Below are 15,224 nucleotides of genomic sequence, written 5' to 3' on the forward strand. Positions count from 1 at the left end.
CTCTATTTTTTTCCTTTGTTGGTTACTATTTTATAGGTTATTCAATATCACTTTGCACATAATAATACTGCAAAGCAAATTAAAGCTTTGACAAAACTTCACCGATAGAGGAGGATCATTTATGACACAAAAATTAGTACCTGAAGCAAAAAACGGTTTAGCTAAGTTTAGAAATCAAGTTGCTAGTGAAATGGGAGTTCCATTTTCAGACTACAATGGAGATTTAAGTTCAAAACAATGCGGTAGTGTTGGCGGAGAAATGGTTAAGAGAATGGTCCAACAATATGAAGAAGGAATAAAATAAAAACTGAATAATTTACAAAGAAATAGAGATAGGAATTAATCCTATCTCTATTTTCATTGCCTTTGAATTGAAGTTTTAACTTGTGATGTAGTGTCATTAATAAAAGTATCTATATCTGTTATACTTCCATTTACATATGATTCATATTTTTCTTGAATTATATTTCTTGCTGATTGAGCATTGTTTATTGCAGGTGTGTAATAAGCATAATCTAATTCTTCCTTCGCCACTGGATATACTTTTCCATATATGCTTTCAATATCGCTTAACACATCTTTCATTATAGTAGTTTCTTCTGCTGAATATCTTACTGGAAGATATCCAGTAGCTACAGCAAACTGTGCTGTATTTTCTGTATTTGTGGCATATTTAATAAATTCATAAGCTGCATATCTTTGCTGTGGAGTTGTATTATTAGTTATAAATAAAGATGCACCTTGCTGAATAACTGCATTAAATTTATCTTCAAACTTTGGCACCTCACTAATACCTAAAACAAACTGTCCATTGGTTTGTATGTGAGCAGCTCCTGCTGTTGAACCTTGATACATAAGCAATTTTTCATTTGAAAATGGTCCTGATAAATAAGTATCTTCTCCTGGTGTTCTAAAATATCCTTTTTCAGTATTATCCTTATAATACTGCATAAATTCTCTCACCCATTCATTATCAACATTAATAGTTCCATCTAATTCAATAAAATCTTTTCCATCCATTTTCAATGTTGAAATAAATGCATTAGAACTTGAATCAAAACCAAAACCAGGAATATCCAACTCCTCCTTACTCTTCTTACATATCTCTGTAAGTTTTTCCATAGTTAAATTCTTTAAATCATTCATTGTATAACCTAAAGTACCTAATAATGTTTCATTGACATAAACAACTTCTGTTGATTTAGTTAATGGTATTCCATAAATACTTCCATCATTCCATTGTGATACTTCATCAATAAAAGCTTTAACATAATCATTTTTAATTTCATCTTTCATACCAATTTTATCGTTATTAATATATGGAGTTAAATCAATGATTTTTCCATCTTGAATTAACCCTGTTGCTAAATCAGGATATACATTTATAATTGCGGGCAAAGAATTAGATTGAGCTGCTGCTACCACCTTTTTATTCAAATCTGTTATATTTCCTTGATTTACAGCAGTGACAGTAATACCTTTACCATTGGTGCTATTAAAATCATCAATAATGCTTTGTAGCACTTCTCCTTGTGCCCCTGTTAGGTAATGCCACATTTCAATTGAAACTGGTTCATTCAGCTCTGTAATAATTTCTTCTGTAGTACTGTCAGTTTTTTTACATCCTACAAACAATGACATTGTTGTCACAACTGTTAGCAACGATGCCAAAAATCTTTTTTTCATTTTGTTCACCTCTATTTAATATATTTTCTTTATTTATTGTGTGTAACTTTGCTTTAAAAATTCATCTTTATTATCCTTTTATGCCACCTATTGATATACCACTCATAATTTTCTTATGTAGGAATATATAAACAAGTACTATTGGAAGAGTAATTATTGTGGATGCAGCCATTAATAATTCATAGCTATTTCCTGCATCAGACTGGAATGCAGTAAGACCATTAGCTACCAATCTCATCTCAACACTATTGGTTACTAATAACGGCCATAAAAATGCATTCCAAGAATTTATTCCAACCAATATACAAATGGTTATTATTGATGGTTTTGCTATAGGTACTAATATACTCCAAAGAAACTTCCAATCACCAGCACCATCAACCTTAGCTGCATAATATAACTGCTTTGGTACTGTTAAGAAAAACTCTCTTAACATATATATGTATAAAACATTAGCCATATATGGTACAAATAAAGCCCTATATGTATCAATCCAACCTAAATTGGATATTGTCTTAAAATTAGTCACTATAAGTACTTCTCCTGGAATCATCATTGATGCAAGAAAAATAGCAAACATTAAATCTCTACCTTTAAATTCTAAATTAGCAAAAGCAAAAGCCGAAAGAATAGCTATTATAACTGTAGAAATAATACTTAATACTGTGACAATTATAGTATTAATAAAATACCTTACAAATGGAGCCATTTTAAATGCTATAGTGTAGTTTTCAAATTTAAGAGATTTAGGTAGCAAGCTTGGTGGTACCTGGATTACTTCAAAACTTGTCTTTAATGAAGAAGCAATCATCCAATAAAATGGAAATAAAGTGATTATGGCAAATAACACCAAAGCCATATATTTTAAAAAGTTTAAAAAATACTTTCTATTCATAAAATAAATCACCTCTAATAATGAATCTTATTTCTTTGGGCATATTTCTGTATTCCTGTCACCAAAAGAATAATCACAAGCAATACTACCGCTGCTGCATATGCAAGAGGAAAATCCTGATCACCATAAAATCTATCAATGATATATCTAACTACTGTTGATACTGCTCCATCTAAAGTTCTTCCTCCAAATAATACATACACTTCTGTATATACCTTAAAAGCTGCAATAAGACTTATCATATATGTATAAGCTATCATTGGAGATACAAGCTTTATGGTGATTTGAGTAAATATGGTTCTGCTTGATGCCTGATCTATTTTTGCTGCTTGATAATACTGTGGATTAATAGATGCTATTCCTGTAGTCAAAATAAGCGTATTAAAAGCTAAGCTCTTCCATACCGCAAAAATAATTAATGCTACCATGCCATACTTAGGATCATTAAGCCAATTGATACCTTTGAAGCCTATAATTCTAAGTAAATAATTAATAACACCATATTCACTATTAAAAAGCCATGACCATACTATACCTATAGCAACTAAAGATGTTACATAAGGTAAAAAATATATGCTCTGAAACATACTTTGCAATTTTTTATTTTTTAAATGTACTAATGCATTTGCTAAAAGTAACGAAATACTTACTGATAAAAATGGCACTACAGCTGCATATATCAGTGTATTTATAAGAGACTGTCTAAATCTCTTATCATTAAAAAGATACTTGTATGATCCTATCCCAAACTTAAATCCGCTGGCTTTCGTTTCATCAAAGCTAAATATCACTGTATTTATTATTGGATAAAACACAAAGACTAAAAGAACTATTAATGCTGGAAGCATATATAAATAACCTTTATATTTTTTCTTTAACATTTTTTAATAAATTCCTCCGTTTTTTCATCAAATATATAACATTTTCCTACTTTAGGTTTTATGTATATTCCCTTACCCTCTTCAATAGAGAAAGTATTTTCAACTAGAACCTTGAATTTTCTATCATTATGATTCAATGTAAGAAGTTTTTCCCTACCTAGTATTTCCACAGTCTCCACCTTTGCACCGATTCCTTCATCAGCTATTTCCACATCTTCAGCTCTGAAGCCTAAAATAACATTTTTCTTTTCTTTTTGAAGATTATTTACGGTAAAATTATCAATTCCTCCTATACCATCTTTAACTTTTAAATTTACAAAATTCATTTCTGGACTTCCTATAAAAGATGCTACAAATTTATTTACAGGATTTAAATACATATCAGTAGGGGTTGATACCTGCTCAATAGCTCCATCCTTCATAAGTACTATCTGATCTGAAATACTCATGGCCTCTTCTTGATCATGAGTAACGAATATAGCTGTAACTCCTGTTTCCTTTTGTATTCTTCTTATTTCCTGTCTTGTTTCTACTCTCAGTTTAGTATCCAAATTAGACAAAGGTTCATCTAGCAAAAGAATATCTGGTCTTTTAGCCAAAGCTCTTGCTATAGCAACTCTCTGTTGCTGCCCTCCTGAAAGCTGTGATGGTTTTCTATCTAAAAGACCATCTATCTTTACAGTCTTAGCAACTTCCACTATCCTCTTTGCTGCCTCATCCTTATTCCATTTTAAATTCTTTAAGGGAAATCCTATATTTTCCCTTATGGTCATATGGGGATATAACGCATAATTTTGAAATACCAAACCAATTCCTAACTCTTCTGGTTCTAAGCCAGTTACATCTCTATTACCAAATATTATTTTCCCTGAAAAAGGTTTATGTATTCCACATATAGTGAAAAGCGTAGTAGATTTACCAGACCCAGATGGCCCTAGTAAAGAAACTAGCTTTCCCTTTGGTATTTCTAACGTTACATCATTTATAGCTGTAAAATCCCCAAATTTCACCACCAAATTTTGTAATTTAATTCCCACTCTTCTTCACCTCATCTTTATTTTTACCATAATGTTATAATGTTTATTTTTTATGTTTTATATGCAAAAAAAAAGATAACTTAATATAAATTAAGTTATCTTTAAAGTAATAATTACATCATTTTTCTTAAAAATCTTGGCATTATTCTATATACCTTTGGAGAAATTAAATCTAAATCAGTTTTTGTTATTCCTCCAATTAAAATCATTACTAGTAGATATACCATTCCACCAATTGCTACCATAACTAAGGTTTCCACACTAATCATAAGTCTTCCACCCTCAAAAATATTGATTAATCTAGCCATAGGCATCCTTATAACTGCTATAACCACTCCCATAGACAACGAAGCAATAATTGGTGCTAATAACAGCTTAATAATTGGAACTCTTACTCTAAATATCTTTCTTAAGTTTCTATGATTTATAATAGTTGGAACAAGATAAGATACAAAACTAGCAATTACAGCTCCAAAAATATTAATCTCTGGAATAGCTACCAATATAAAATCTAGTATCAGCTTTAACACCACACCAATAAATGCTGTATATAAAACAAGGTACAATTTATTTACCCCTTGTAAAATAGTATTTTGTATAGTGGTTATGGACATAAACACCAATACTATTGAGCCATACATAAGCAATTCATATCCTTCATTTAAACCAAAGAGCATATTGAATACTTCTTTACCTAAAATCGCTAATCCTACCAGTGATGGTATGGTAATCATAAACGTTATTCTATATGAATAGCTAATATTACTTCTAAGTTCTTTACGATTTTTACATGTATAAGCTGAAATAACCTTAGGAAATATAGCTGTACTAAGCGCCGTTACCAACGCTAACGGAACATATAATAAAGTATTAAAATATGAAAGATAGGCATAAGTAACTTCTAGACTTTCTTTAGGTATTCCTGATATAGCAAGCCTTCTTTTAACTATCATTGCATCCACAAGAGGACTTGAATTTTGCAATGCTGCCACTAAGGTAATAGGCAATGCATACATTAATATCTTTCTTGCTATGGTCTTTTCACTATGTCTCTTTTCAATAGTATTGCTAGAATACGCTTCTTCTTCGTACTCCCTCTTTTCATAAATAAAAATAATATATATAATTGCTACTACTGCTCCTAATGTAGTACCTACAGTACCTCCTGCAATACCCATTTCTTCACTAATCTTTATTAAGATACCTGCAAAAACAAGACTTAAAACAACATTTATTATCTGCTCAATTATTTGTGATATTCCGATAGTCTCCATATCCTCAATTCCTTGCATATACCCTCTGTAAACAGATAATATACACGAAAATAAAATTGTAGGAGAAAGGAATATTATAGCCAATATAGACTTATCCCATGTACTAGCTAAAGCAATGGGCTTTGCTAGTACCAATAATATAATGGTCCCAAATACTCCTATAATTGTCATATATTTTCTCGATATCTTCATTGCCCTTAGTGCATCAATAGAATTTCCAACAGCTCTATATTCTGCTACAACCTTAGTGATAGCAGGCTGAGCCCCTAATGATGTCACGGCTAATATAAACGTGAATATTGTATAACTTATAGAGTAAGAAGCATATGCATCTGAACCTATTACAGCTGTCAGTAACGGTACATATGCCGCTGATAATATCTTAATGAATATTCCTGCAAAAGATAATATCATAAAGCTTCTACCTAATGATTTTTTCTCCATAATTATCCCCTTTTATAATGTGAATTTAAAGACCTCTCTCTTAACTTTCTTAAACATTGGAGGAAGTGCTTCTGCTACTGTCTTATTCTTTAAATAAGCAAGCTTTCCTTCTCCTCCTTTAAATATAAGCTTGTAAGCATAAAGGAATTGATAATTTAATCCAAATTTATTGTCAAAGAATGAGTTTAGCTTTTTATCACCATATTTAATATCACCAATAATTGGATTTCCTAAGTGACTTAAGTGAGCTCTTATTTGATGGCTTCTTCCTGTAATTAAGTCTATTTCTAAGAATGAGAACGCTCCATTACTTTGAATAGTCTTAACTTCCATAGCAACTTTCTTTGTATTTGGCATTTCTTTATCATAAACTCTTGATATATTTTCATTTTCATTTTTTGAAATATATCCTGTATATAGTCCATCCTTTATTCTTCCTTTTACTAAGGCATTATAATACTTCTTAACCTTTCCTTCTCTAATCAGTTCATTAATTTCTCTTAATGATTCAAAATTTTTACCAAAAATAACAGTACCTGAAGTATTTCTGTCTAATCTGTTACATGGTGCTGGTGTAAAAGTAAGTTCCTTTTCTGGAATATAGTCTCCTTTATCATTTAAATATGATAATACATAATCAGTTAAAGATGGTTCTGCACCTTTTTGATCTGGATGTACTAAAACACCTGGCCATTTTTCTACAACAAGTATATTTTCATCTTCATAAGTAACTTTCATAGAACCTGAATTTACTTTTATAAAATTCACTTCTTTGCTAGAATTAGATTCTTTTTTAGATTGTAAGTATCTTACTTCTATTTCATCCCCTAATTCTAAAGCATAATTCTCTTTTTTCTTTGTTCCATTAACTCTAATATCACCTTTTCTTAAAGCTTTAAATATAGCACTTAATGGTACATCTTTAAAGTATTTTCTTAAAAATTTATCTAGTCTCTGCCCTGCTTCATTTGTTCCTATTTCTATTTTCACTTAAATCATCTCCTGTTTTCCGTACTCTTTTTATTTTCCCCATTGTATTAGATTAATATTATTTTAGCAACTTGTCAAATAATCAACAATAAATTCACAGCCAATGGCTATTCCTATAGGCAATGATTCTTCATCAATATCAAATAGACTGCTATGTGCTGGATGTATAATCCCTTTTTCAACATTTCTACATCCTAAGAAGTAGAAAACTGAAGGAACTTCACTGGCAAAGTATGCAAAACTTTCAACTCCCATCTTAGGATTCTTTTGTTCTAATACATTTTCTTTACCAATTACCTTTTCAGCATTTTGTCTAAGTCTCTCAACAAGCTCATCATTATTAATCAAACATGGATAAGACTCTTCTATTTCAACTTGACACTCCGCTCTTAATGACCTAGCAATACCTTCAGCAATTTCCTTCACTCTTTTCACAGAATGCTCTCTATCTTCCTTAGTCATGGTTCTGATTATACCACCAATTTCAACTTCATCAGGTATTATATTACTAGCTGTACCTCCATGAATAGAACCTACTGTAACCACTGCTGGATTACTTGGGTTTATTTCTCTGCTAACAATAGTTTGCAATGCCATGATAATTTGGCTACTGACCACTATTGGATCCACTGCTGCTGCTGGATAAGCACCATGAGCTCCTTCTCCCTTAACTACTATTTTAAATGGATTAGATGCCGCATTAACAGTTCCCTTTTTCACCATTATTGTTCCTGTATCAATAGTTTCCTCCATATGAAGTCCATACACAACATCTACATGGGGATTTTTTAATATTCCTTCCTCAATCATTACCTTTGCTCCACCAGTTGTTTCTTCTGCTGGTTCAAACATAAGCTTTACAGTTCCGCCAAAAATATCCCTATTATTATTTATCAGTTTTGCTATACCTAATAATATAGAAGTATGTCCATCATGTCCACATCCATGCATCTTTCCTTTTATTTTAGACGCATAGCTACATTTTTTCTTATCCTCTAACGGTAAAGCATCAATATCTGCCCTAACACCAATAACCCTTCCATTATCAGCCTTGTTACCTTTTATTAAGGCACATACTCCTGTTTTTGCATATTCCTCATAGGTAATTCCTTCTTTTATTAAGAAATCCTTTATAAGTTTGGAAGTATTAAATTCTTCATATCCTATTTCTGGATTTTCATGTAAACTCCTTCTAATACCTATAATTTCATCTTTAATACTTTCTGCCTCATTTTTAAATCTACTCATACCCTTTTTAGCCCCTTTTTTTATTTTTTCCAATAAATATTAATAATATCTCCATTATTAACTATGTCTGTATATGCTGCATCTTTTCCATTGAGCTTAAGAACTATATTCCCTTTTGGCTCTGATAAATCAAAGTCTATATAACTGAATATTTGCACAAACATCATGGAAGACATGTCCTTAATTTTAACTTCCTCATCATTAACTATTACCTCATTAGCATTATAAATAGGCTTATATAATGCAATATAAGCCTATTTAAATTATATTATACATATTAACTATATTCAATGATTTACAGCCTATTAATGACTTTCCCTAAGCTCTTTTTCCAGCTCATAAAGCCTAAATCTTTCTGGTTGAGTAAATTCTGCACTGCTACTTCTTTTTTCAATAAGTTTACAATATTCATTGAACTTTTCTTCACCTAACTTATTTCTAATCATATTTAAATAACATTCTCTTAAATAATCTTTTTCTTCCTGAGTCAGTATTTCATAATTTAATAATTTTTCCCTATAACCTTCCAACACTTTTTTATCTTCATCATGGACATATGCATCACTTTCTTTTAAAAGCATCTCTATACGCTCTGCCTCTTCTGGAGATAAAATCAAAGCATTTGCTTTAAACACTAAAAAATTGATAAATAATATTATTGCCATTATACATAAAACTGTATTTCTACTTTTCATAAAGCTTCCTCCAATATCTATATGACAATATTATTATGCACTATGTTTAAAAAATTAATTTATTAATATAACTAAATTATTTTCCATAAGTACTTTTAAAGAAAAGCTTCGGCAAATATCTTTAAACTTAATGATGATTTTATCCTTATCTATCTCTATTACACTACCTTCACCATAAGTCCTGTGATAAAGCATATCACCTACTTCTATGCCATAATCAATCTTTTCAGCTTCTTCTTTAAGATGCGACTCGGCAATAAATCTAGAAACTTCTCTAAACTTTCCTCGCATTGTTTTAGGTGAAAATACATATAAATTATTTATTGCTCTTGTAATAGCAACATAAAATAACCTTCTTTCCTCTTCTATATTTTCTTCCATAGATGATTTATGGGGTATTACTTCTTCATTACAATTAATAATATAGACATTATTAAACTCCATTCCTTTTACTCCATGAATGGTACTTAAAATTACACCATCTTCCACAGCCTTACTGCTTTCAATTTGTTCTTCCACATTATTAACATGTATCAAAAACTCAGTAATGGTTTTAAATCCTTCTGCTGCTCCTTTAAATTCTTCTAATACATCCTCTAAATCATCAAGACTTTGACCATATTTATTGGCATATTCCCTTAAATAATCAATATAACCCATGGTAGATATTATGTATTGTATGGCACTGCCTAAGGACATCTTATTTAAATATAGTATTTCTTTTCTTAAATCATCAATCTTCTTGCATTGAAACGGTGGCATATCCTTTTTATTAATTAATATATCAAAAGGAGATTTATGTTCTTGATAGCTATTTATATATCCTAAATTCTCCTTACTAATATATCTAAAAGGCTTGTTTATTATCCATGCAAAAGCATTTTTATCATATTGATCAATGGATAATTTTAAATAATTAATTAAATCCTTGCAAATAAAATGATTAAAGAAGTTATATCCCTTATCCAATAATACAAAGGGAATTTTTCTTTTTGTAAGTATATCAATCATACTTCTTGATTCCATATTAGTCCTATATAAAACTGCATTATCAGCATATGTACCTTGATAATTTTCTTTTATGTATTTAGCAATTTCTTCACCTTGCATATATTCATTGTATGGAGTACTATAATGAACAATTCCATGACTGTCACAGTATGAAATTATTTCTTTTTCATTTCTATTTTCATTTTTATCAATTAATCTCTTTGATACCTCTACAATATTATTCTTACTTCTATAATTAGTAAGAAGCTTAACCTTTACTCCATCTTTGAAAGTTTCATGGAAATTAACCATATATTCTGGCTTAGATCCCCTAAATGAATAAATACATTGGTCTTCATCACCTACTGCAAATAATTCATTGTCTTTATTCATAAGAAGTAAAAAACTCACCTGTATATTATCACAATCCTGGAATTCATCTACTAGTATATATTTAAACATTCTTCGATACTTTTCTAAAATTCTCTTATTTTCTGTAAGCAATTTTAATACTTTCACCGATAAATCATCAAAATCCCACAACCCTTCTCTTTCTTTGATACTTTCATAAGCTTTTAAACACTCTAAAAATATATCCTTGCTCACAGTAGATTTAAATTCATTAATAGTGCATAAAGAAGTCTTAAACATGGAAATATTATTCATCACTTCTCTAACTTTATCATCATTAACATCATCAAAATACCTAGATAATACGTTCTTTATAATGGCATGACCTTTTCCTCCATCCATTATCTTTATATCATAACCTTCTCTCAACAATATCTTATAAAACAAGCCATGGAAGGTACCAAAAAAAGGAGCTTTTTCTTTTTTAAATATATTTTTATATCTATTTCTCATATTATCAGCAGCTGCTCTTGTAAAGGTAATTACTATTATGTTGCCCTCATTTATCTTCAAATCTTCAATAAGATGATTCACTCTATTAATTATTACTGTTGTCTTACCTGAACCAGGAGAAGCTACAACTAAAACATTTTTTTCTTTTATATATACTGCATTTCTTTGATTAATATCTAAATTTACCTTCATTTTTCCTCCTATGATTCAAAAACATCTTTTTACTTATTCTATTATGTTATCATAATTATTGCCCTTATTTTATAAAAATAGTTATATTACAAAAATTTCTATATGGTTTTACAGTAAATTCTAAGATTTTAAAGCATACACACTTATTATGAGGATTTATCTAGTAGTCTTTTACTTTTAAATATGAGCTGTTATTAACTAAACCATAAAATAATAAAAAGACATCTTAAGATTAAGATGTCTTTTTATTAATAATCCTTTAATGCCCCAACTAACTGATAGATATCTTCTTCTATATCATCATTAGAATAATTAAATTTCTTATCAATATTATCTTTTATATTAATACTTGCACTATCTAAATACTCCTTAAATGGACACACCTCATAACCTTTAGGATCAGGATACATTGGACACTCATCATAACACTTTACTATCATCTTGCCTGTTGACCAAAATGGGCACTTACTCATAAATCTCTCCCCTTGCAAATAAAGATTATATTTTACCTCATCATAAAGTTATTATATATCATTACTGCTAAAAAATAAATACTTTTACTTTATTTACCTGTTTTTTATAGATTTTTTATCTATACCATTGCTTGTAAATACAATTTATACAATATATTTTTATCTATGCCTATTTTTTTACATAAATTATTTATTTGTTCTTTATTCATTTCACTATAGTTTACTGCAATATCAAGTACATCCTTTATTAAGCAACTATGCCCCCTAAGAGCATTATCTACTTCATTGCTCATGTGAATTTCATCAAGTATTTCATCTATTTCTTTTCCAAGTAATAAATTTATATCTAATAACAAACCAGAAATAAAGGCATCATTTTTCTTATTCTTATCTATATTTTCCATGATAAGTTCACAAAATCTTCCTCTTATAACTGCCTTGTTAGTGTATTCTTCATTATCTTCACCATTTAAATCAACTATATCATCTAAAGCCAATTTAAATCCAAAATCCTTCAACCTTTTAATTTCCTTAATAACCCCTTCTGTTGGCCTTAAAGTTTCCAATAATTCAATCACTACCTTATCTCTAGGCAAAATTGTAATTATATCGTTTCTTAAAACCTTATCATCACAATTAATTAAAGCTATCTTTCCACCAGTTACTATATCTAGTCCTAAATTGATAATATTATTTATAATAGTACAACTTGCTGTTTCACTACTTACACTTTCATCATATTTATTCAATAACGAGTTCCTATACAAAAGCTCACAAGCCACAATTTTACCTTCTCTATCATATATATTTTGTGAGCCAATGAATATGTCCATTATATTCACCCTTTTCTTTCATTAAAATATTAATACTTATTATATCGTAAGTAATATAAAAGGACTTTAAATTTATTTAAAGTCCTTTTATATTATTTATTTTTAATTACAGTAATATTTATAATTTCATTTTGGAAAGCCTTTAATAAAGCTTTTTCTAATACTTTTTCTCTATCAAAATTTTCTATATCTCTACATTCAGCAAATACCTTGTTAAGATCACCATTTGCATTCCTGTAAGTGAGAGTAACATATGGTTTATCAAATGTTACATCAACTATTTTCAGCCCCCAAGAAATCTGAGCAAAATCACCATCTATTTTCAGTCTAGTAAGCTCCTTTAATTTGGCTGTTTCTTCATTTGGATCTGTTACAATAATCAATTCATCTCCAACTTTATACTTTGACATATCCCCATCCCCTTGTTTTCTTATTATCTTAATTTAACCATATTTTCAATAATTTTACAATATTATTGGAAACTTTTATACTTTTTATCTATATATATACTATATTAATTAATATTTATTATTGACAAATAATTATACAGTTTCATATAATATTTACATATGATTAAAGGCGGTGTAATATATGGAAAATATATCTTTAATATTTAAAGAAAAGAAATTAAAACTTACGCCTCAAAGATTAGCTGTATATCAATACTTAAAATCTACAACTGAACATCCTTCTGCTGAAACTATTTATAATGGGCTTCAAGCAACGTATCCTACTATGAGTCTTGCAACTGTATATAAATCTCTTAAAACTCTTGTAGAGGTAAATTTAGTTCAAGAACTAAATGTAGGTGAAGGTAATTTCAGATATGATGCTAACAATTTTGAGCATTGCCACATTCAATGTGTAAAATGTGGTAAAGTTGAAGATTTAATGGATCTTCCTCTTCCAAATCTAAATGCTCTAGTGGAGGAAAACACAGAGTATAAAGTTCATTGGAATAAAATATTCTTTTATGGACTATGCAAAGAATGTCAGTAAGTGAAAACTTACTGACATTTTTTATATAATAAATCTTCTGTATTATCTACTCTTTAAAATCATATATATTATAGAGGTGATATAATGATAAACTTTATTGTCATAAAGAAGAATACTATGGTTGCTACTATATTAGGTATATTGTCAATTTTTTTCTTATTTTTATGTATAAATAACGCTAAAAATACTTCCGTTTTTTTTAATCTTTCAAAACCTACCCATATTTATTATTACGACTTTGATGGAGATGGTCAAAAAGATGCACTAACTATATCTGAAATTAACAACTATTATGAAATCAAGATTGAAACTTCAAATAAGGATTATATTCTTCATTGTTCAAATATAAACTTTTTAACTATCTGCCCATATTATGATTTAAAAGTAAATATTTTAGATTTGTCTCGTGATAATATTCCTGAAATAATTCTTTCTAATTACTATAATAATTCATGTGAATACTGCATATTTAAATGGAATGGAAGTAACTTTGATAATATTTTTTGCTGCAATGATAATATGTTAGGGATAATGGATTCTAACAATTCTAGAACACCATTACTATTAAAAACTAATTTTTTGAATAACAATAACTTCTCATGCTATTTTCTTGATAATAATACTATTAAAGAAGTCAGTGCTAACTGTAGCAACATTTACTCTTTAGATGAAGTATCAAAATTTATTGATTTAATTGAGTATCCTTACGAACCAGCAGAACTCCCTGATATATTTATACCTAACATCTCCAGTGATGAACTTAAAATTTTTTGGAACTTAGATAAGGATAATTACGAATATAAATTCCAAAGTGCTTATTTTTATGATAATGATTGGAATTCATCAGGTTATCCTAGCTCTATTTTATGGACCTTATCATTTCAGAAAATAAATCGAAATGATGCAAACAAACCTTCTAAAGAAATGCTTATTCATCTTACTACTAATATAGATTATTTAAATCATTATAACATTTCATCAATTTCATGGTAAAATAAAAGGCCGCTATGTTGCGGCCTAAAAGGGGGATGGGGGGGTTTTTAGCTTTAATGAAGAATTTATCTTCATTTGCTATAGGAGAATACTTCTCCGGTACACTATTATTATTGCCCTTTAATTTTGTTTTATACACTTTCTCTCTTAATCTTTAAATGCACCTTTAGCATATAGTTCAATTATTTTATCTACGAATGGTACTCTTTCTACCGATACTATATTTCTAATAGACTTTAATAACTGCATGTTTTCATCATTTATATCCACTTGAAACTTTCTATTATTCTTTTGTAAATCATCATTAAAAATGTCCATTTCATCATTTATTACAGTTTCGTTATTATCATTATTTATATTATTAAAGCTATTTACATTATCAGTCCTTCCTCCATTGTTACCCATTAAATTTTGAAGCATGCCTAGATTAAAATTATTAAAATCTATTCCGTCCCTATTAATATTTTGAAGCATATTATTAATTTGATTCATATCTATGTTTCCAAACATACTTAACAACTGGGCAGGATTGATTCCAAAAGGTCCGTTATATTGTGGCTGCTGAGCCTGTTGTTGTGTCTGTCTTTGTTGCCGCATTTGCCTTCTTCTATTTTCAGTAGTATTATCCCTTCTGCTTTTATGTCTTCTCTTTGACATTTTCCCCCTCCTATTATATTTCTATTAAATTATATGTATTTAGATAAAAAAAGTAGCATATTTTTATAATATT

General features: G+C 29.1%; 16 protein-coding genes. 3 read left to right on the forward strand and 13 right to left on the reverse strand.

Annotated elements, in window-relative coordinates:
• Window positions 1-121: 121 nt before the first annotated feature.
• The gene (locus tag Q5O44_RS10490; RefSeq protein ID WP_022168374.1) at window positions 122-304 is read left to right on the forward strand and encodes an alpha/beta-type small acid-soluble spore protein; all 183 of its coding nucleotides are present in this window, start codon (window positions 122-124) and stop codon (window positions 302-304) included.
• 53 nt (window positions 305-357) lie between these two features.
• Here the strand turns inward: Q5O44_RS10490 and Q5O44_RS10495 are convergent, their stop codons facing one another.
• The 12 genes from Q5O44_RS10495 to Q5O44_RS10550 all read right to left on the reverse strand — a co-directional run bounded on the left by Q5O44_RS10495 (window position 358) and on the right by Q5O44_RS10550 (window position 12,912).
• Window positions 358-1,686, reverse strand: a complete 1,329-nt coding sequence (locus Q5O44_RS10495; RefSeq protein WP_022168375.1) for an extracellular solute-binding protein — start codon at window positions 1,684-1,686, stop codon at window positions 358-360.
• Between the two features lie 70 nt (window positions 1,687-1,756).
• Complete coding sequence (locus Q5O44_RS10500; protein WP_022168376.1) at window positions 1,757-2,581, reverse strand: carbohydrate ABC transporter permease; 825 nt, start codon at window positions 2,579-2,581, stop codon at window positions 1,757-1,759.
• 14 nt (window positions 2,582-2,595) lie between these two features.
• A complete protein-coding gene (locus tag Q5O44_RS10505; RefSeq protein ID WP_022168377.1) occupies window positions 2,596-3,462 on the reverse strand; it encodes a carbohydrate ABC transporter permease in 867 nt (288 codons plus the stop codon).
• Window positions 3,456-4,499: an ABC transporter ATP-binding protein gene (locus Q5O44_RS10510; RefSeq protein WP_022168378.1), complete on the reverse strand. Its 1,044-nt coding sequence runs from the start codon at window positions 4,497-4,499 to the stop codon at window positions 3,456-3,458. Before Q5O44_RS10510 ends, Q5O44_RS10505 begins: the two co-directional genes overlap by 7 nt.
• Window positions 4,500-4,612: 113 nt before the next feature.
• Window positions 4,613-6,217 (reverse strand): polysaccharide biosynthesis protein, encoded by a 1,605-nt coding sequence (locus tag Q5O44_RS10515; protein ID WP_022168379.1) that lies wholly within the window; start codon window positions 6,215-6,217, stop codon window positions 4,613-4,615.
• A 12-nt stretch (window positions 6,218-6,229) separates the two neighbouring features.
• Window positions 6,230-7,207 (reverse strand): RluA family pseudouridine synthase, encoded by a 978-nt coding sequence (locus Q5O44_RS10520; protein WP_022168380.1) that lies wholly within the window; start codon window positions 7,205-7,207, stop codon window positions 6,230-6,232.
• A 63-nt stretch (window positions 7,208-7,270) separates the two neighbouring features.
• Complete coding sequence (locus tag Q5O44_RS10525; RefSeq protein ID WP_022168381.1) at window positions 7,271-8,455, reverse strand: M20 family metallopeptidase; 1,185 nt, start codon at window positions 8,453-8,455, stop codon at window positions 7,271-7,273.
• A 305-nt stretch (window positions 8,456-8,760) separates the two neighbouring features.
• Window positions 8,761-9,150, reverse strand: coding sequence for a hypothetical protein (locus tag Q5O44_RS10530; RefSeq protein WP_022168383.1), 390 nt, complete (start codon window positions 9,148-9,150; stop codon window positions 8,761-8,763).
• 54 nt (window positions 9,151-9,204) lie between these two features.
• On the reverse strand, window positions 9,205-11,196 hold the full coding sequence (locus Q5O44_RS10535) for an ATP-dependent helicase (protein ID WP_022168384.1): 1,992 nt from the start codon (window positions 11,194-11,196) through the stop codon (window positions 9,205-9,207).
• 248 nt (window positions 11,197-11,444) lie between these two features.
• Window positions 11,445-11,669, reverse strand: a complete 225-nt coding sequence (locus Q5O44_RS10540; RefSeq protein WP_022168385.1) for a hypothetical protein — start codon at window positions 11,667-11,669, stop codon at window positions 11,445-11,447.
• A 119-nt stretch (window positions 11,670-11,788) separates the two neighbouring features.
• Complete coding sequence (locus Q5O44_RS10545; RefSeq protein ID WP_022168386.1) at window positions 11,789-12,502, reverse strand: EAL domain-containing protein; 714 nt, start codon at window positions 12,500-12,502, stop codon at window positions 11,789-11,791.
• Window positions 12,503-12,594: 92 nt separating this feature from the next.
• The gene (locus Q5O44_RS10550; protein WP_022168387.1) at window positions 12,595-12,912 is read right to left on the reverse strand and encodes a hypothetical protein; all 318 of its coding nucleotides are present in this window, start codon (window positions 12,910-12,912) and stop codon (window positions 12,595-12,597) included.
• Window positions 12,913-13,093: 181 nt separating this feature from the next.
• Between Q5O44_RS10550 and Q5O44_RS10555 the strand changes: the two genes are divergently transcribed.
• Complete coding sequence (locus Q5O44_RS10555) at window positions 13,094-13,501, forward strand: Fur family transcriptional regulator (protein WP_022168388.1); 408 nt, start codon at window positions 13,094-13,096, stop codon at window positions 13,499-13,501.
• 84 nt (window positions 13,502-13,585) lie between these two features.
• Entirely contained in the window at window positions 13,586-14,494 is a 909-nt protein-coding gene (locus Q5O44_RS10560) for a hypothetical protein (protein ID WP_022168389.1), read from the forward strand.
• Window positions 14,495-14,641: 147 nt separating this feature from the next.
• Here the strand turns inward: Q5O44_RS10560 and Q5O44_RS10565 are convergent, their stop codons facing one another.
• Complete coding sequence (locus tag Q5O44_RS10565) at window positions 14,642-15,151, reverse strand: hypothetical protein (protein ID WP_022168390.1); 510 nt, start codon at window positions 15,149-15,151, stop codon at window positions 14,642-14,644.
• Window positions 15,152-15,224 lie beyond the last annotated feature (73 nt).

This window comes from Clostridium sp. CAG:221 (assembly GCA_000435835.1).
In the GTDB taxonomy this organism is placed as follows: Bacteria; Bacillota; Clostridia; order Clostridiales; family Clostridiaceae; genus Clostridium.